A 17,344-nucleotide genomic window follows, 5' to 3' on the forward strand; every position below is an offset into this window, starting at 1 on the left:
CATGGATAAAACCGAAGCAAGTAGATTAGTAGAATACTACGAAGATAGGATTATTTACAATTTCGAAAAATATTTTAATGAATTGGTTCTAGATGATTTTTATGGTGGCGGTTTCAGGGATAGAATTGAAGATAGTTTTTTTTATGATGAATACTATGAACAGTTTGAAGAGGAAATCATAGAACTCCTATTAAAAATAAAAAACATTGATAATTCTGAATTTGAGGATTTAAGGCTTAGGCTAATTAAACTTAAAAGGATTATTGACACTAAATTAATTGAAATTGGAAAATCCCCATCACAGAATAAACCAGTTAGAGAGAGTCGAATCGGCTACTTTATGATAAAAGATAATATTAATTCCAAGGAACTTATATCAGTCCTATATGAAGAGCTTAAATCCAAAAAGTTAGTTGAATGCTCAAAAGAAGATTTTGAATCCTTATTTAAGGTAACAAAACAAGGAAATAAAATCCAATGGAAAGGAACTGAAAGACAAATTACATACTTAATCTGTTCTTTATTAGCTTACTTTGATAATGAAATCGGTAGTCGGCATTTTAAGTTAATTGAAAGCCTATTCACTAACAAATCTGGAAAAACGTTCAAAAGCAAACAACTAAGCAGTGTTTATCACGAAAAAGCAGATTCAATTCCTCCAAACGATAAAATAGTTAAAATCGTTAACAACATAAGTACTCACTTTCCACTTACCTAGCACTTATCTACTAAATTTCTACTTTTTAGGAGATTTACGCCATAATAAAAAACATTATGGCAAAAACTTCATTATTACTCAAAGAGATTAAATCTCTCCGAAAAGAGGTGAAAAATAGTACCCTTTTTAGAAAAAGAATCTACACGCTTAAAGAAGCTTCTATAGTACTGGGTATCTCCTATTCACAAATCCAAAAACTAGTATCCTCTAAACAGATTCCCTACTCTAAACCAACTGGTAAACTCATATTCATTCGTCGTAGGGATTTAGAAAAATTCGTAATGAAAAACCGAATTGAAAGTGAGGATGAAATGGATACTATTATAGCAGATAGAATCTTAAATCTAAAGTTAAATTCAAAATTATAATAAGTTACTCCAATTAACATATAATGATAACTATATGGTTGATACAATTAAAGGCTATATCATGCTTAAGGGTTACGACAAAGGCTATTTCAAAGAGTTAACAAAAGATTCAACTAAAACAATAAAGCAAAATTCAATTACAAGAAATTTTAGCCTTTTGAATATGATAATTACTATTAGTTATGACCTCAATGAAAACCCTAAAAAGCTTTCATTCAATGGCTCTCTGCCCAAGTTTTATTTTGGAAATAATCTAAGACATCTTGATTGGAATGATTTCAAAAATGCTATACAAATGCTTTCAGATAACCTAGGTGTTGATATGAATGAAGCAAAACTGACTAGGGTTGATTTTGGTATGAATATCGAAGTTAACTATCCAGTTAATGAATACATTTCTTGTCTTTTGGCTTTTCCAAGATTAAAAACTATGAGATATGATGAATCTGTTACTTTCTACACAGTTATAAACTCCCGTAGTTTTATTTTCTACGACAAGCTAAAGGAAATGAAGAAAGGCTTAAGGTATACTTCAACGGTAGATTTAACTTATTTAAGAAACAAAAACATCCTGAGATACGAATTACAACTTAAAAAGAACCTTAAAGAAAGATTTCGTTTAAGGAAGTTTAAAGTGAAGCATCTTCTTCGAAATTCTATTCAGCATAAACTAGTTGAGTACTGGCATAATGGATATAAGAAGGTTATTAAGGTTCCTTTGGGCTCAGACCCTGAATTCTTGTTCAAGCACCACAATGGAATTTATAAATACCTATCCTATCACGGTTTGGAGCGAATTGGTTATGAAAGAATATTGAATAAAATATCCCAATTAGAGTTCAATCAGACGAACGATAAGGTAAAACGTAGTAGAATGAGAAAAACCGTTAAAGATATTACAATAGAGGCAAGAGAAAATGCACTAGACAAGCACTTAATCGATGAATTAGACGATAAAATTGAATCTATTAAACTAAAACTATTCGAAAATGGAAAAAAATAACCAAAACATACAGATACAAGTTTTTAAAATAAGGATGTCGAAAAATCATTTTGACACAGACATAAAAAAAATGAATCGCTTTTTAAAAAGACATTCTATACTCAAATCTTATACAAATTTTGTTTGCGAAAAATTTGAATATTGGACTTTGGCATTCCACTACAAATCTGATTAATAACTTATTAACAATAAAAAAATTTGATTTTCACAGAGAAAGAATTAACTTACAATCTTTAATCACTAATCAACCAACTATGAAAACCTTAAAATTCACCATTAGTTTATTACTATTACTTGTTTCCGTAAATGTCTTTTCACAAAAATTAGACCCTGATGTAGAACTAATATCAGAGTTAGTACAACAAAAACAAGAAGAAATTAAGCAAAGAGTCTTAAAAAATTTAGTTGTTAAAAATATTAAAACAACAAATTATACTACCTATAATACAATGTATAATTTAGTTGAAATTCTATCAACAGAAAAAAACAAAACTGTTATGACCAAGTCTTTAATAACAGAGATATCTAATTATTCAATCAATTATGTTCTAGCAAATTATTTTATTGATTACCATCTTAATAACGATCCTTCAGATCAAAAGAAAGCGTATGTAGATTTATTCGGAACGTACGGTTTTATTCCGGATAAATCTACAGGTAAGTTCGTTTTTTCTGACACTACTTTTAATTCCTTAAATGAAAAAATTGATAAGATTGGATATATTAATAAGTGCGGTGTCGATTTTAAATCTAATGCAGATAATAATCAAATAATGCAAGTTTCTAAAATTAAGTCAAGTTTGGAGATTGAATTCAATTTCATAGTTGATGAATTATTTGAAATATTAGTAGATAAGGAGATTAATCTTTTTACATCAAATGGGTTATTTTTAAAAAAATCAATCGAGTACAGATTTAAATCTGGTTTCTCAATTGACTACTCTAATAGCATACCTGACGAAAGAAGGCAATCAATTAAATCAGAATTGAATGAGTTCGTAAATAAACTTAACACATATGCTATTAAAGGAAATGAAATATATGACATGACATCTTCTTTAATTAATGATGGTCAATTTAACATCAACAGTTTAAAGGATTTGGATAATTCGTACATTCAAAAGCTTTTTGGTCTCTTTGCTTTTTCTTTACAAGGTTTTAAAGATGATATTGGGGAAAATAGTTTTTTAGCTCGTATAGGGGAAATTATCTCTAAATATGTGATTTATGAATTCAATATAAATAATCCAGATGTGGTTTTTAATACATTCAAGATTGATATTGAATCAATTATCATTTCTTTAGAAGAAGAGTTTTACGACAAAAGTTTAACTAACTTGAAAAAGCATAAAATAGGGGTCAAACCATTTTTTACAATAGGGCTAAATTATGGCTTATTTACTGGCACCAACACTTCTATTCCAAATAATGACAACTCTGATGATATAACTGATATCGCATTTGTTAGTGAAAAATTGGGAATCAAATTTATGTTATTTGATTTTGATTATACCCGTTCACAAAAACCAATGGACTGGTATTTATATAAAGGAACATACAGAAGATGGGTTTCTCCTCCAAAAGACCCTTTAATTAATGATATTTATATATCGTTTTATGGTTCTGGAGTTATATATAATGTAGTTGATTTAAAGTCTCAAGATAATTTTAATTTCGCAATTGCTGGTGTTGGTACTGGTGTTAGTTTTTTTAACGACCTAGAATTAAATATTTCATATTCTGTACCTATAATTGAAAAATCATTATCATTCGATAATGCAATGTTAATGATGGGATTTGACATTCCTATCTTTGAATATATAAGGGCTTTAAGAGATAAGAGTAAATAATTTTTTATAAAGTTAAAATTTTGTCCCCCATTAATTTTTTAAGTTTTCTTTTTATTAGGATACTAAGAGCCCCTCTTACTACCATAAGTTTTTACGCACGTGATAAAGGTGCCCTGATTAAACAGACTGTTTCCTTTTCAGAGTTATCAAAATCTAATATTTTTATAAACCTTCAATCAAGTAATTATAAGGAGGTTAAACGCTAATATTTATGATTCAAGAAAGTGTTCTAGTTGATACACCTAAAGATGAAACTAAAAAGATTGTAAAAAACCTCATAGGGAAAACCTTTGGAAATGTTTCTTATGAAGATTCGAGACATATAGTGTGGTCAACTCGGTTTGGTCTTCAAACCGTACACTGTGAAACTCACATAATCTCACATGGTGAATTAACGGAAATAACCACCTTTTCACATACCGATGATATTTGGCAAACTGGGGCTAAAAAGACAATAAAAAAATTCTACACTACTCTTTTCCAAAACCCTAATATCAGAGTTTCTCAACAAGAATCTAAATTCATAGATACCTTAGAAAGCAAAAGAAGCCTAAAAGAAGACAATCGTACTACAGCAAGTAGTTCAACCAAATGGGGATTAATTATTACAGGTATTCTTATTTTCACTCTTTTAATATCTTCATATTTCTCAGAGAATGGTTCCAAAGCTGGCATCTATATCACGAAACAAGGATACTATGGTACTACAAGGTACGAAGACCTAAAGCAAATTCTAAAATTAGCAAATCAAGGAGAACAAGATGTACTTAACCAACTTTATAATGAAGGTTTCTATGCAGAAGTACCGGAAGGGATAGAAGTCTATTTAGAAGAATCTAAATGGGGTGCTGTAAAGATTAGAGCAAAAGGAACTAATTTAAGGTTATGGACAGTAAAAGAAGCAATCAAAGATTAATAACATGAAGAAACTTATATCAAAAATCACATTCATTATCCTAGTTATCCTTAGTTTTGGTTGCAAAGAAAAAACGCCTCATCAGCTTCTAAAACCTAAAGAAAAATCAAACAATTCAATTATTGAAATCAAAGACAAAGAGGAATGGGCTAAAAAGGTCAACCGATTAAAACAAATGAAAGAGGGAGATACCTCAATCACTTATGACTATAGCCCGATGAGGATTAAAAATAAAGACAATAATCAAGTACCTTTATCCAATAATAAATCCAATTCAGAACCCCTAGACAATGATTTTGAATATAATGACTATTGGAGAAAGGAGGCATTTAAAAACACAAAACAATTTTTAAGATATTATATACCAAAAGACCTACCTGGGTGTCAGGTAACGGCTCAGGGCAATTATAGGGCGGATTATGTCACTTATCTAGGCAACCAAATTTTCAGGGTAAGAGTCTATTGTGAGTTTGATTGTAATAATGGTTATAACAACCCTTCGATATTTACTGGATATGCTAGTTACCTTGGAAACAAGAAATGGGATATAAAACTAACTGAACAAAAATTAGTGGACTAGTTTTTATATATTGGAGTAATAAATCATTGTTAGAAGTTAATGAACAGCAAATTTCCCAAATTCATTTTTAATGATTTAAAATACTACGTTTACCTCTACTCCCATCCTATTACAAACGAAGTATTTTATGTTGGTAAAGGAAAAGGCAATAGAGCCTTTTCACATTTAGATGAAATCAAGGAAAGTGAAAAAGTAAAATATATCTCATACCTCAGGCAAAGTGGATTAGAGCCAAACATTGAAATCCTTATACACGGTTTAGAAAGTGAAGAAATGGCTTTAAGGGTTGAATCTTCTATAATAGACCTTTTGAACATTAATAACCTTAAAAATATCAATAAAGGTTATCAAAGTGCTTCATTCGGTAGAATGTCGATTAATCAAATAAAATCCTTATACGAACGAAAGCAAATAGATGTCAATGAGCCTAGTCTGTTAATACGAATAAGTAAAGCGTTTAGGTATTCAATGTCTGAGAGAGAATTATATGATTTTACAAGAGGATTTTGGAAAGTGAGCCTTACTAGGGCTGAAAAAGCAAAGTATGCCTTTGCTGTATATCAGGGCATTATTCAAGAAGTCTATAAGATAGATAAATGGTATCAGGCTGAAACCACAGAAAACGTAAGAAATCCAGAAGAGGAGATATTATTGAAAACCAAAGGTAGATTTGAATTTGTTGGCGAAATAGCTCCTAGAGAAATAACGGATAAATACAAGTATAAATCTGTAGAACATTATTTCAAAAAAGGAAACTCCAATCCTATTATGTACGTAAATATTTAAATATGAATCACAAACAGTTATATCAATTTGCCTATAACTATTTATTAGAAAAAGAAGGTGTCACAGAAGAATTATTAAAACGTCACTTCTCCCCAGAGTTCAATAAGCCAGACGATCTAAACTCGGTTTACAAGCGTTTGTGCAGTACAGCACAGAACAAACAAATGAGCCCTAAAATAATCGGTGAATCAATTGGAGGCATCGATAATTTAGATAAAGTCCTTTTCAATTTTAATCCTAAAGAAGTTTCTCTTATATATAATAAGTCCGATTCAGAGTTGCTATTAGACAGCATAATAGAGATATTAAACCCCAAAGGACAAATAAGAAAGACACCTAAAAGTATATGGCCTTTATTTTGTAATTCTGTAATTGATTCAGCCCATTTTTTAAATCAATTTGATAGTGCTCAGTCCTTTTATGAATGGGCTGATTTCTTTGCTAAAGATGAAAAAGCAAAACCAGCTCTACCTCTTTTAATAAGCATTGAAATTAGAGGAATAGGGTTTCCATTAGCTTGTGATTTTCTAAAAGAAATAGGTTATCTAAATTTTGGCAAACCTGATGTCCATTTAAAAGAGATATTTAAGGAATTAAATCTTATAGATTCAAAGAATAGTTTGCAACAGGATTATCAAACTTTAAAACTAATAGATGAAATTGCAAAAGAAAATAAAACTGATGCTTTTGAAATAGATAGAGTCTTTTGGTTAATTGGTAGTGGGGAGTTCTATTTATCAGATTTAAAAATAGGAAGGAATAGGAATGACTTTATTTCAAAAACCAAAAAATATTTTAATTTACCTGAATAGAGGAAATAGCAGATTAAAGCAGATAAATCTCAGTCTAGTGTCACGAAAATGTCAGACAACAATATTGCACCTCGGTTAAACCCTATGTTTACTAGTATTTCAGAAAACTCGATTCATTCTTCCCGCAAATGAAACCAGAGAAAAAGGCTCCAGAAATGACCGAGGATGAAAAAGGGGTGTACAACATTTTGAAAGGACAAAGTCCTATTGATTTGAACCAGTTAAAAACACAGTCTGGGTTGAGCAATAAAAAGTGGGATAAAACCATCAAAGGTCTTACTAAAAATGGTATTGCCAAAGTGAACAAAACTGATGAAGGTTTGTTTGTGGAAATGGCTTAAACACAAAACTTTAACTAAAATATAAGAAAGGAACTACGTAAATGTGGTTCCTTTTTTTTTAATTTTAAGTAAACCGTAACATCAACAATATGAAAAAGATCCGATTAGTCCTGTGTGTTTTAACCATGGTATTTTCAATAAATATCCAAGCTCAACAGTCCATTAATAACCAAAAGTCTAAAGTGGAATTTAAGATTAAAGGTGGAGGCCTTTTCACCGTAAAAGGAACTTTTTCAGGAATGAAAGGTGATTTTAAATTTGATCCTACTCAATTAAATACTTCCAAATTTGATATTTGCATCGAAGCAGCAAGTATTGACACAGATAATAATAAACGTGATACTCATTTAAAAAGTCCAGACTTTTTTGAAGTAGAAACCTACCCATCTATTTGCTTCAATTCAAAATCGGTATCCAAAACAAAAGATGGCTTTGAAACCACAGGAGATTTAACCATTCATGGTGTTACCAAAACTGTAACAATCCCCTTTGGCTTCAAAAATAACACCTTTGAAGGCAGCTTTACTGTTAACCGCTTTGACTATAAGATTGGTGAAGATATCGGCACTTTTAAAGTTGGTGAAGAAGCCGAAGTCACCATTATATGCCAGGTGAATTAGTCCCTAATTAGTGGCATTGTACTACAGCGTAATAAACCTTCCTGCTTAGCAATTTCAGCATAGGGCACCTCTTCGACTGTAAATCCATTTGATTTCAACCATGTATTTAACCTTGTGAAATTTTGTTCGGAAATCACAACATCATCAGCTATTGAAAAAATATTACTGTTCATGTGGTACATTTCCTCCCTTGTAATATGAAATAGGTTTTCCTTTCCAAACAAATCAACCAAATACATATAATCGCTTTCTTCTCTAAAACCGCTTTTATAGATGATTCCCTTATTTTTTCCTACAGGTTGAAAGCAACAATCTAAATGAAGCGCATTATCTCTCGGCTCAATTTTAGATTTTACTAAATCAAATTCTTTCACTTTTTTGTTAGGAAACATATCTTTAATGAACTGAACCCCTTGCATATTAGTTCTGGCCGTTATGTAATTCGGGTAGTCGCTTCCTTTATAAGTACCAACAAAAATATGGTCATTCCACAACATAACATCCCCTCCTTCAATATGCACTTCTTCTGGTGGTCTGATTACTTTTTGGGGGTCTATTTGATCAACGACATATTGAATCGCATCCAATTCCTTTTCCCTATCAGGTAAAATATTGGCTTTTATAAAATAATCATCGATGACAAAGGCAATGTCTCGTGCAAAAATTTGATTACAATCTTCTATTAAGTGTGGTCTAAAAACTTGTACATCATATTTTTCAAATACCTTGGCTACGGCTTCCATTTCCCTGACCATATCTTTCTCTAATGGATAGGTTCCTGCCAAAATATGTTCTAAGGACTTAGGATCATAAGCCTCATCCACTGTTGGTGTAGGACCATTGCTTACAGCGGTACCTAAGACAACAGCTCTTAATCTAGATGTTTCGTTCTTTACGTTTAATTGTAGCATAAATAAGAATACAAAAAAAGCTTCATAGTTGCTTATGAAGCTTTCATTATTAACATTTTAAAAAGTTTATCTATCTTCTAGGTTTACAAACGGTCTATGAGTTTCACCAATGTAAACTTGTCTAGGACGTCCAATTGGCTCTTTGCGAAGTCTCATTTCTCTCCATTGAGCAATCCAACCCGGTAAACGGCCTAAAGCGAACATCACAGTGAACATTTCTACTGGGATTCCCATGGCTCTATAAATAATACCCGAGTAGAAATCTACGTTTGGATACAATTTACGTTGTACGAAATAGTCATCACTTAATGCTTCATCTGCCAATCCTTTAGCAATATCCAAAACTGGATCTGTCACACCTAGGTCTCCTAATACTTCATCAGCTGCTTTCTTAATAATTTTGGCTCTTGGATCAAAATTTTTGTAAACACGGTGTCCGAATCCCATTAAACGGAATGGATCGTCTTTATCCTTAGCCTTGGCCATATATTTTTTAGTATCACCTCCATCTTGTTTGATACCCTCCAACATTTCAAGAACAGCTTGATTGGCTCCACCATGTAATGGTCCCCAAAGCGCAGAAATCCCAGCTGATAAAGAAGCAAACAAACCTGCATGAGAAGATCCTACGATTCTTACGGTTGATGTTGAACAGTTTTGCTCATGATCTGCGTGTAAGATTAATAACTTATCTAAAGCATTAACTAAGATAGGGTTCTGTTCGTAGGTATGATTAGGTTTTTCAAACATCATTTTTAAGATGTTTTCTACGTAACCTATTGAATCACTTCCGTAATTTAGAGGTAAACCTTGTTTTTTACGCATCGTCCAAGCTACCAATACAGGGAATTTACCCAATATTTTAACGATAGCTCTGTACATGTCTTCTTCTGAATTCACATTCACAGAAGATGGGTTAAAAGCAGTTAACGCACTTGTTAAAGATGCAATAACTCCCATAGGGTGTGCCGACTTAGGGAAAGCGTCTATAATTTTCTTTACATCTTCATCGACAACAGCTTCCGCTTTGATGTCTGCATGAAATTTTTCATTTTGTTCTTTGGTAGGAAGTTCTCCAAAAATCAAAAGATAAGCAACTTCTAAAAAGTCAGCTTTTTCAGCTAGTTCCTCAATGGCATATCCCCTATATCTTAGAATTCCTTTTTCTCCATCCAAAAAAGTGATAGCACTTTCGCATGAACCTGTATTTTTAAATCCTGGATCAATTGTAATGGCTCCACCAGTAATAGATCGGAGTGCTTTGATATCTATGGCAACTTCATTTTCAGTACCAACTATAAGAGGAAAATCATATTTTTCACCATCAATTTCTATTGTAGCTTTATCTGACATTTTTATATTATTATTTTAAAGTGTAAATTAATTTTTTCAGCAGGCTCAAATTTACGAAATATCTGACTATTTAAGAAGAAAGTTAGTAAAGGTTTTGTTAATTAAGATATCATTAAAATTGATACAAAAAAATAGGCAGTTATTAAGAAAATAATAACCCGCATTCAGTCAAAAGATTAAGCGTCCATTATTTAAATTTAATTCTTAATAACCTTAGCAAAATGAAATCCATTAACTGTTTGAATCTTTATTAAATACATGCCATTTTTATAAGATCCCAAATCTAATTGAACATGCATTTCATTGTACTCTGCTATACTAAGACGTCGACCCTTTATATCCAAAACCTCCAACGATTTTACAGGCAATGATGAAGAAGCAATTTCAACAACCCCATTTGTTGGATTCGGAAAAATTTTGATACTTCTTTCTTGGGCTGTATTCTCGATTAATGAGAGACTCTCAAAACTGGTGATGGCCTCATTGGTTTCTATAGGAAGGTTGTAATCAAAATAAATCTCTGCCGAATTGCTCACAGTGTCACCTACCTCCAAACTTTCCAAGGTCTTTATTTTATAGGTCACATGTCCCTGCTCTTCGGGACCTAAATCGATATTGTCAAAATAAAACTCCAATAAACTTCCTTCCATCCTTGTTTCCATAGAGTGGGAAGCAGACAGAATCTGTAAAGAATTTAAATTGTATTCACTTTCATTGAGCACATCCTTTATAACCACAAAGGTAGCGGCGGCATTTCCTGTATTTTCAAAGTTGATGGTGTAATGCAAATAGTCGCCTATTTTTTCTATTGGGGCTATATCCCCCTCCAAACAAACCTTTTCGTTGGGATCAAAGGCTCCTACCACCGTTTGGTTCAATTGAAAGCTATTGTTATCAGGGTTTTCATCTTCTTGGACTCCAACAATTTCAACCGAAAATGTAAGAACATCATCAATATTTAGAGGAGGTGTTTCTGTAGGGGCATTTAAGTTAAAAGTAACATAAGTACTTCTCGACTCAAAAGGCAATAAATCCTCAAAATCCCATATCAATTCCCCACTGTTGAAAACATCTTGTTCCTGCGATACCGATACCAACTCCATCAGGGAGGCATCAAAATTTAAACTGACTTGTCCAGAGGTCACTTGATTGCCGTTGTTTTTATAGATCAATTCATAATCGGCATCAAAACCCGGTTGGGCATTACCTATTGGAGTCAATACTACCTCTAAATCTTGGTGAGTCCCTAGAGCTGAAATACAGAAATCTTGAGTGGTAGTATTATTAAGATTGTCTTCAAATACAATAAAAGCATTTTCTGGAGTGATAGTGAACCATTCTGGATGTTCTATGGAGGGTGTAAGGACAAAAGTACCTTCCTGGGAATAATACCAATATGCACCTCCAGAATTCACATAACTTACCTCTTCCATTCCATCTGACTCCACATGTATCAGGACATTAGAAACCGTTCCAGTTCCAGTTTGGCATCCGTCATTGTTTAAATCAAATACAACTTGACCAGTGGTTGTGTTATAATTTCCGCCAGGTGTGAAACTGCAGTAAGGATGAACTACCACTTCATCACCAAAAATATCCGATAGCTCCTGTACTTGAAAATCATCTGCACATATAAAAGCCAAATTTGAATAATCCCAAGGAGAGTTATTAATGTAGATTGACTCTTCCCAGCTACCGTTTTTAATATTTATAGTTTCTAAAGATTCGGATTGAATGTAAACTGTTTGAAGTTGATTATTAGCACTCAAATCCAATAGAGTTATCCCTCCCCCATAAATAGTAATATTTTCAAGATTAGAAATTTCAATTGTATCTAAATTGACAAAATTAGGATGTAAACTTAGCACCATTGTAATTAAGTTAGGATGATTTCCTAAAATTAAATCCTCAATTTGACCACTATAAACATGAATAGTTTGCAAACTCTGTGAGGCTGAAAAATCAAGTTCCAAAAATTGAGTAGTGGTTTCAGCTCCAAAACTAAGTAAGGACTCATTACCTACAAATGACAATGGAGAATTATTGCCGTCTATCCATACATTTTCAACAAGAGTTGAGGAAATGTCTAAAACGGTTAAATCATTGTAGTTTATACCTAATACTGTTAGATTACTATTTTGACTTAAATCAATAGCTTGTAAATAATTCCCATTTAAATTTAAATATTCCAGGTTGGGACAAACAGATAAATCAATCTCAACCAAGGAATACCAATTCAACGTACTTGAAAGCGGTTCAGAAAAATCTAAATATGTTAAAGATGTATTTTGGCTTAAATCAACATAATTGATTTCGTGAGGGGAGCATATAAGATGTGTTAAATTGGTAAAATATTCAATTCCGGTGATATCATTAAGGATTGAATTATTAACTTCTGTTGTGTAGCCTGAAACGGAGATATAAGACACTTCCAACGCTTCCGATTCCTGGATTTCACCATCACTATTGGCATCTATTTGAAACCAGCTTCCGGAAAGATTTTTAGCTATTTGATTAGATGGTGAAGATGCTAGCAACTGATCTTTAAAGGTCTGGTCTGGAAAGTTGATTATTTGTGATTGAACGCTTAGGGAGAAGAGAACGAATAACAAATATGTATGTTTCATGATTGGTTATTTTACATAGAAAAGCATTTTTTATAAAAGAATTCCTTTAAGTTAATAAAAAAAGGCCTACAATTTGCATTGTAGGCCTTTTTTCCGTGTTGTATGTAAATGAGTTTACTTCACCTTAAATGCTTTTTCCTGAGGAAAATAGGCTACATCACCCAACTCTTCTTCAATTCTCAACAATTGGTTGTACTTGGCCATACGATCACTACGAGACGCAGATCCTGTTTTAATTTGACCACAATTTAAAGCCACAGCTAAATCAGCAATTGTGTTGTCTTCTGTTTCACCAGAACGGTGTGACATAACAGAAGTATAACCAGCATTTTTAGCCATATTAACAGCTGCAATAGTTTCAGTTAAAGAACCAATTTGGTTTACTTTGATAAGGATTGAGTTTGCAATTCCGTTTTCGATTCCTCTTGATAAACGCTCTACGTTAGTTACGAATAAATCGTCTCCTACCAACTGTACTTTATCACCTACCAACTCAGTTAAGTAACTCCATCCTTCCCAATCGTTTTCATCCATACCATCTTCGATAGAGATAATTGGGTATTTAGAAACCAATTCAGCTAAATATTCAGCTTGTTCTTTACTTGTTCTGGTGACACCAGTTTCTCCTTCAAATTTAGCATAGTTGTAAACACCATCTTCATAGAATTCAGCAGAAGCACAGTCTAAAGCAATTTTAATTTCTTCGCCAAATTTATATCCTGCATTTTCAACTGCTTTAGCAATCGTTTCGATAGCATCTTCTGTTCCGTCCAAGGTAGGAGCAAATCCTCCTTCATCCCCAACAGCTGTACTTAAATTTCTATCGTGTAATACTTTTTTCAAGTTATGGAAGATTTCAGTACCCATTTGCATCGCATGTGTAAAGTTTTTCGCTTTAACAGGCATAATCATGAATTCTTGGAATGCAATAGGCGCATCACTGTGAGAACCTCCGTTGATAATATTCATCATTGGAACGGGAAGTGTATTTGCAGACACTCCTCCAACATAACGATACAATGGCATTCCCAATTCGTTAGCAGCAGCTTTAGCCACTGCCAAAGAAACTCCTAAAATAGCATTGGCTCCTAATTTCGATTTATTAGGCGTTCCATCCAATTCTATCATCATTCTATCAATTAGGTTTTGTTCAAAAACTGAAACACCTAATAATTCTTGAGCAAGTACTGTGTTAACATTTTCAACTGCCTTAGATACTCCTTTTCCCATGTAGGTATTCCCACCATCTCTTAGCTCTACCGCTTCGTGTTCACCTGTTGATGCTCCCGAAGGCACCGCAGCTCTACCTAAAATACCATTTTCAGTTATCACATCTACTTCAACAGTAGGGTTTCCACGGGAATCTAAAATCTGTCTCGCGTGAATATTGGTTATCATGCTCATAATGTTCTTTTTATAAAATTAATTTCCTTAACAAATTTACGAAATTACCAGCCTTTTTGCACCTTCACAAGGCATATTTATGTAATAATCTAACTACATTGTTTTCGAATAAAAAAAACCTCAAAGAATGGCTAAAATCTTTGAGGTTTTTCTTTATTTATTTTTGATATTCTCTATAAATTGATCAAAAAGATAGGATGCATCGTGAGGTCCAGGACTTGCTTCTGGGTGGTATTGTACCGAGAAGCAATTCTTATTCTTCATCTTAATACCAGCAACCGTATTATCGTTCAAATGAATATGTGTGATTTCAATATCGGGATGCTTTTCTGCTTCTTCCCTATTGACAGCAAAACCATGATTTTGAGAAGTAATTTCTCCTTTACCAGTAATTAGGTTCTTTACAGGGTGATTGATCCCTCTATGACCATGGTGCATTTTATAAGTGGAAATTCCGTTTGCCAATGCAATAACTTGGTGTCCCAAACAGATACCAAACAAAGGTAAATCTCTTTTGATAATTTCCTTTGCAACCTCTTGCGCCTCTTTCAAAGGTTCAGGATCACCTGGACCATTGGATAAAAAGTACCCATCAGGATTCCAAGCTTCCATTTCTTCAAAACTGGCATTATATGGATATACTTTAATGTAAGCATCTCTACTTGCCAAGTTTCTTAAAATATTCTTCTTTATTCCAATATCTAAAGCTGCAATTTTGATACTTGCATTTTCATCTCCATAGAAATAGGGCTCTTTAGTAGATACCTTTGATGACAATTCCAAACCATTCATATCTGGAATTTCAGCCAACTGCTTTTTCAATCCTTCAATGTTATCTACTTCAGTTGAAATTACAGCGTTCATAGCACCGTTGTCTCGAATATAACTTACTAAAGCTCTAGTATCTACATCAGATATAGCCAAAAGGTTATATTTATTTAAAAACTCGAGCAAGGAAGAATCAGCGTCCTCCCTAGAATAATCATAACTGAAATTTCTACATACTAAACCAGAAATCTTTATTGAATCTGACTCAACCTCTTCATCATTAGCCCCGTAGTTACCAATGTGTGCATTGGTAGTAACCATAATTTGACCAAAATAAGAAGGATCTGTAAAAATTTCTTGATACCCAGTCATTCCAGTATTGAAACAAACCTCACCAAAAGAAGTTCCCTTTTTACCGCCTACTGATTTTCCATAGAAAATGGTTCCATCAGCCAATAGAATAATTGCTTTTTCTCGCTTGTTGTATTTCATTTGTTTAGAAAAGTTTTGCAAAATTGCATAAAAAAAAGGATAAACTAAAATGTTTACCCTTTAATTATGTGAGAAAGATGTCCAACTACAATGTATCATAATAGCTAGCAACTCTTTTTACTTGTTCAGAATCTTTTAATGATATTTTGTTATCCTTTATAAACTTAAGTAGTTCAGCGGAATGTTCTGGGAATAACTCGGCAAATTTCTTCTTATTATTAGGGACTTCAATAAATTCATCTCCAATTTTAACCAAAACAATCTCTTCCTTATCATAATATGCCGGTTTGGTAACAACCTTGGTCATTGGGTTTACTGAAGCCTCTTTTAAAACAACTTTGAACTTTTGAAATAGAATGGCTTTTTCACCTATATAAAGAACCTGATGTAGTTCATTGGTTTCTGGAAGAAACACAAATTTATCTCCGTTCTTCTCAAAAAATCGAATATCATAATTATTGAAGGTAAATACTTTTCCTTGACCAATTGGAACGAAAAGCTGATCACTAACTAAATTATAGTTTGCTCCCTGAATCATATAGCCTTTTCCGCTTTTTGTAACGATTTTAACTTTCCCCTTTTGACTGTCAAACAAGAAAGCATCCTTGACGTCAATACCCGTTTTAGCATTGACAAACCTTCCAAATTTACTATTATCATCCAATAGGGCTTCTAAATTTTGAATATCGGTAGGTCCTTCAAAATTAGCTAACAAATCCGATGCCATTCCCCCTCTCATGTCAATGGGCACCTCAATACCATTTTCAATTTTTGTTGGTCCCGTGGGGCCTAAAGCCTCATAAGGACTGGTAGAAGGCATTTGGGAGTAACTGAACAAACTAAAAATCCCAATCGAAATACTTAAAATAGTTTTCATTTTCATAAGTGCTTTTTTTAAAATGTTAATTAATAAACCAGACAAAAGTCAAAAAACAACATGGAAATAGGAAGACATCTCTACAGTAATTGACTTTATATCAATTAAATATACACAAAAAATAAAAAGGGCTGAAAAATTTCAGCCCTTTTTATCCTACAACACTTACTATATTGTATTATAATATTCTATCACCTTTATAATGTCATTGTTATTTTTCAATGATATATTATTGCTTTTGATATATTTTGCAATCTTACCACTATCGTCTCCAAACGCTTCTAAGAATTTCTTCTTTTTTGAGGGTAATTCAAAAACTTGATTATCTCTTCTAAGCACCATTACCTCTTCTTTAGTATAATATGCTGGCTTGGTAATTTCGTTAGTCAGTGGATTTGTCATTGCTTGTTTAAGCTCTAAATCAAACTTCTTAAATAAGGATCCCTTGTCACCTTTAAAAACAATTTCATGTAATGGCTTAGATTGACCTGGTATAAAAACAAACTTTCTATTTCCTTTTTGAAAATACTTGATATCAGCATTATTGAATGTGAAAGACTTCCCATCTTCTAGTGGTACACTTAACTCTTGCTTGCTTAAATTGAAATTAACATCTTTAAATGAATAAGCTTTTCCAGACCTGGTGAATATTTCCACTTTTCCACTAGTATCATCAAATAAGTAAGCATCCTTTACAGAACCACTTTCTCCTCTAGCATTGACAAACCTGCCAAATTTTGTGTTTTCATCCAAAACGCCTTCTAAAATAGCCGCATTGGTTAATTGTGCAAATCCTACTTGACAAGTTAATAGTAAGACTGTTAAATAAATTAAATTTTTCATATCGATTTTATTAAGAAAGCGACAAATATAAAAAAAGGATAGACTTTGATAGCCTATCCTTTTACAATTAACATA

General features: G+C 32.6%; 16 protein-coding genes and 1 pseudogene. 10 read left to right on the plus strand and 7 right to left on the minus strand.

Going from position 1 to position 17,344, the window contains the following annotated elements; genetic code table 11:
* Position 1 precedes the first annotated feature (1 nt).
* The 10 genes and pseudogenes from GZ212_RS03290 (at position 2) to GZ212_RS03335 (ending at position 7,994) form a co-directional block, all read left to right on the plus strand.
* On the plus strand, positions 2-718 hold the full coding sequence (locus tag GZ212_RS03290) for a hypothetical protein (protein WP_166957302.1): 717 nt from the start codon (positions 2-4) through the stop codon (positions 716-718).
* Positions 719-774: 56 nt separating this feature from the next.
* The gene (locus GZ212_RS03295; RefSeq protein ID WP_166957304.1) at positions 775-1,086 is read left to right on the plus strand and encodes a helix-turn-helix domain-containing protein; all 312 of its coding nucleotides are present in this window, start codon (positions 775-777) and stop codon (positions 1,084-1,086) included.
* A 163-nt stretch (positions 1,087-1,249) separates the two neighbouring features.
* A complete protein-coding gene (locus tag GZ212_RS03300) occupies positions 1,250-2,089 on the plus strand; it encodes a phage/plasmid replication protein (RefSeq protein ID WP_166957306.1) in 840 nt (279 codons plus the stop codon).
* Between the two features lie 254 nt (positions 2,090-2,343).
* On the plus strand, positions 2,344-3,939 hold the full coding sequence (locus GZ212_RS03305) for a hypothetical protein (protein WP_166957308.1): 1,596 nt from the start codon (positions 2,344-2,346) through the stop codon (positions 3,937-3,939).
* A 211-nt stretch (positions 3,940-4,150) separates the two neighbouring features.
* Entirely contained in the window at positions 4,151-4,855 is a 705-nt protein-coding gene (locus tag GZ212_RS03310) for a hypothetical protein (protein ID WP_166957310.1), read from the plus strand.
* Between the two features lie 4 nt (positions 4,856-4,859).
* Positions 4,860-5,435: a hypothetical protein gene (locus tag GZ212_RS03315; protein WP_166957312.1), complete on the plus strand. Its 576-nt coding sequence runs from the start codon at positions 4,860-4,862 to the stop codon at positions 5,433-5,435.
* A 39-nt stretch (positions 5,436-5,474) separates the two neighbouring features.
* Positions 5,475-6,221, plus strand: coding sequence for a hypothetical protein (locus GZ212_RS03320; protein ID WP_166957314.1), 747 nt, complete (start codon positions 5,475-5,477; stop codon positions 6,219-6,221).
* Between the two features lie 164 nt (positions 6,222-6,385).
* Positions 6,386-7,033: a hypothetical protein gene (locus GZ212_RS03325; RefSeq protein ID WP_166957316.1), complete on the plus strand. Its 648-nt coding sequence runs from the start codon at positions 6,386-6,388 to the stop codon at positions 7,031-7,033.
* Between the two features lie 116 nt (positions 7,034-7,149).
* Positions 7,150-7,374: pseudogene (locus tag GZ212_RS03330) on the plus strand (lysine--tRNA ligase); the annotation flags it as partial.
* A gap of 89 nt (positions 7,375-7,463) precedes the next feature.
* Positions 7,464-7,994 carry a YceI family protein gene (locus tag GZ212_RS03335; RefSeq protein WP_166957318.1) on the plus strand — a complete coding sequence of 177 codons (531 nt, stop codon included), beginning with the start codon at positions 7,464-7,466 and terminating at the stop codon, positions 7,992-7,994.
* Here the strand turns inward: GZ212_RS03335 and GZ212_RS03340 are convergent.
* The 7 genes from GZ212_RS03340 to GZ212_RS03370 all read right to left on the minus strand — a co-directional run bounded on the left by GZ212_RS03340 (position 7,991) and on the right by GZ212_RS03370 (position 17,269).
* Positions 7,991-8,905, minus strand: a complete 915-nt coding sequence (locus GZ212_RS03340) for a dimethylarginine dimethylaminohydrolase family protein (RefSeq protein WP_166957320.1) — start codon at positions 8,903-8,905, stop codon at positions 7,991-7,993. The genes GZ212_RS03335 and GZ212_RS03340 overlap by 4 nt on opposite strands.
* Positions 8,906-8,971: 66 nt before the next feature.
* Positions 8,972-10,258 carry a citrate synthase gene (locus tag GZ212_RS03345; RefSeq protein WP_166957322.1) on the minus strand — a complete coding sequence of 429 codons (1,287 nt, stop codon included), beginning with the start codon at positions 10,256-10,258 and terminating at the stop codon, positions 8,972-8,974.
* A 197-nt stretch (positions 10,259-10,455) separates the two neighbouring features.
* Positions 10,456-12,885 carry a T9SS type A sorting domain-containing protein gene (locus GZ212_RS03350; protein ID WP_166957324.1) on the minus strand — a complete coding sequence of 810 codons (2,430 nt, stop codon included), beginning with the start codon at positions 12,883-12,885 and terminating at the stop codon, positions 10,456-10,458.
* A gap of 114 nt (positions 12,886-12,999) precedes the next feature.
* Positions 13,000-14,289, minus strand: coding sequence for a phosphopyruvate hydratase (gene eno / locus GZ212_RS03355; protein ID WP_166957326.1), 1,290 nt, complete (start codon positions 14,287-14,289; stop codon positions 13,000-13,002).
* A 153-nt stretch (positions 14,290-14,442) separates the two neighbouring features.
* Complete coding sequence (gene carA, locus GZ212_RS03360) at positions 14,443-15,549, minus strand: glutamine-hydrolyzing carbamoyl-phosphate synthase small subunit (protein WP_053971527.1); 1,107 nt, start codon at positions 15,547-15,549, stop codon at positions 14,443-14,445.
* Between the two features lie 85 nt (positions 15,550-15,634).
* A complete protein-coding gene (locus GZ212_RS03365; RefSeq protein WP_206080376.1) occupies positions 15,635-16,432 on the minus strand; it encodes a hypothetical protein in 798 nt (265 codons plus the stop codon).
* Positions 16,433-16,594: 162 nt separating this feature from the next.
* Positions 16,595-17,269, minus strand: a complete 675-nt coding sequence (locus tag GZ212_RS03370; RefSeq protein ID WP_166957330.1) for a hypothetical protein — start codon at positions 17,267-17,269, stop codon at positions 16,595-16,597.
* Positions 17,270-17,344 lie beyond the last annotated feature (75 nt).

Origin of the sequence: Mangrovimonas sp. CR14 (assembly GCF_011764015.1) — a bacterium.
In the GTDB taxonomy this organism is placed as follows: Bacteria; Bacteroidota; Bacteroidia; order Flavobacteriales; family Flavobacteriaceae; genus Mangrovimonas; species Mangrovimonas futianensis.

What these genes read in the sequence shown, in the direction of transcription:
- GZ212_RS03290 (WP_166957302.1), top strand. Translation starts at nt 2, where the DNA reads ATGGATAAAACCGAAGCAAGTAGATTAGTAGAATACTACGAAGATAGG.
- GZ212_RS03295 (WP_166957304.1), top strand. Translation starts at nt 775, where the DNA reads ATGGCAAAAACTTCATTATTACTCAAAGAGATTAAATCTCTCCGAAAA.
- GZ212_RS03300 (WP_166957306.1), top strand. Translation starts at nt 1,250, where the DNA reads ATGATAATTACTATTAGTTATGACCTCAATGAAAACCCTAAAAAGCTT.
- GZ212_RS03305 (WP_166957308.1), top strand. Translation starts at nt 2,344, where the DNA reads ATGAAAACCTTAAAATTCACCATTAGTTTATTACTATTACTTGTTTCC.
- GZ212_RS03310 (WP_166957310.1), top strand. Translation starts at nt 4,151, where the DNA reads ATGATTCAAGAAAGTGTTCTAGTTGATACACCTAAAGATGAAACTAAA.
- GZ212_RS03315 (WP_166957312.1), top strand. Translation starts at nt 4,860, where the DNA reads ATGAAGAAACTTATATCAAAAATCACATTCATTATCCTAGTTATCCTT.
- GZ212_RS03320 (WP_166957314.1), top strand. Translation starts at nt 5,475, where the DNA reads ATGAACAGCAAATTTCCCAAATTCATTTTTAATGATTTAAAATACTAC.
- GZ212_RS03325 (WP_166957316.1), top strand. Translation starts at nt 6,386, where the DNA reads ATGAGCCCTAAAATAATCGGTGAATCAATTGGAGGCATCGATAATTTA.
- GZ212_RS03335 (WP_166957318.1), top strand. Translation starts at nt 7,464, where the DNA reads ATGAAAAAGATCCGATTAGTCCTGTGTGTTTTAACCATGGTATTTTCA.
- GZ212_RS03340 (WP_166957320.1), bottom strand. Translation starts at nt 8,905, where the DNA reads ATGCTACAATTAAACGTAAAGAACGAAACATCTAGATTAAGAGCTGTT.
- GZ212_RS03345 (WP_166957322.1), bottom strand. Translation starts at nt 10,258, where the DNA reads ATGTCAGATAAAGCTACAATAGAAATTGATGGTGAAAAATATGATTTT.
- GZ212_RS03350 (WP_166957324.1), bottom strand. Translation starts at nt 12,885, where the DNA reads ATGAAACATACATATTTGTTATTCGTTCTCTTCTCCCTAAGCGTTCAA.
- eno (WP_166957326.1), bottom strand. Translation starts at nt 14,289, where the DNA reads ATGAGCATGATAACCAATATTCACGCGAGACAGATTTTAGATTCCCGT.
- carA (WP_053971527.1), bottom strand. Translation starts at nt 15,549, where the DNA reads ATGAAATACAACAAGCGAGAAAAAGCAATTATTCTATTGGCTGATGGA.
- GZ212_RS03365 (WP_206080376.1), bottom strand. Translation starts at nt 16,432, where the DNA reads ATGAAAATGAAAACTATTTTAAGTATTTCGATTGGGATTTTTAGTTTG.
- GZ212_RS03370 (WP_166957330.1), bottom strand. Translation starts at nt 17,269, where the DNA reads ATGAAAAATTTAATTTATTTAACAGTCTTACTATTAACTTGTCAAGTA.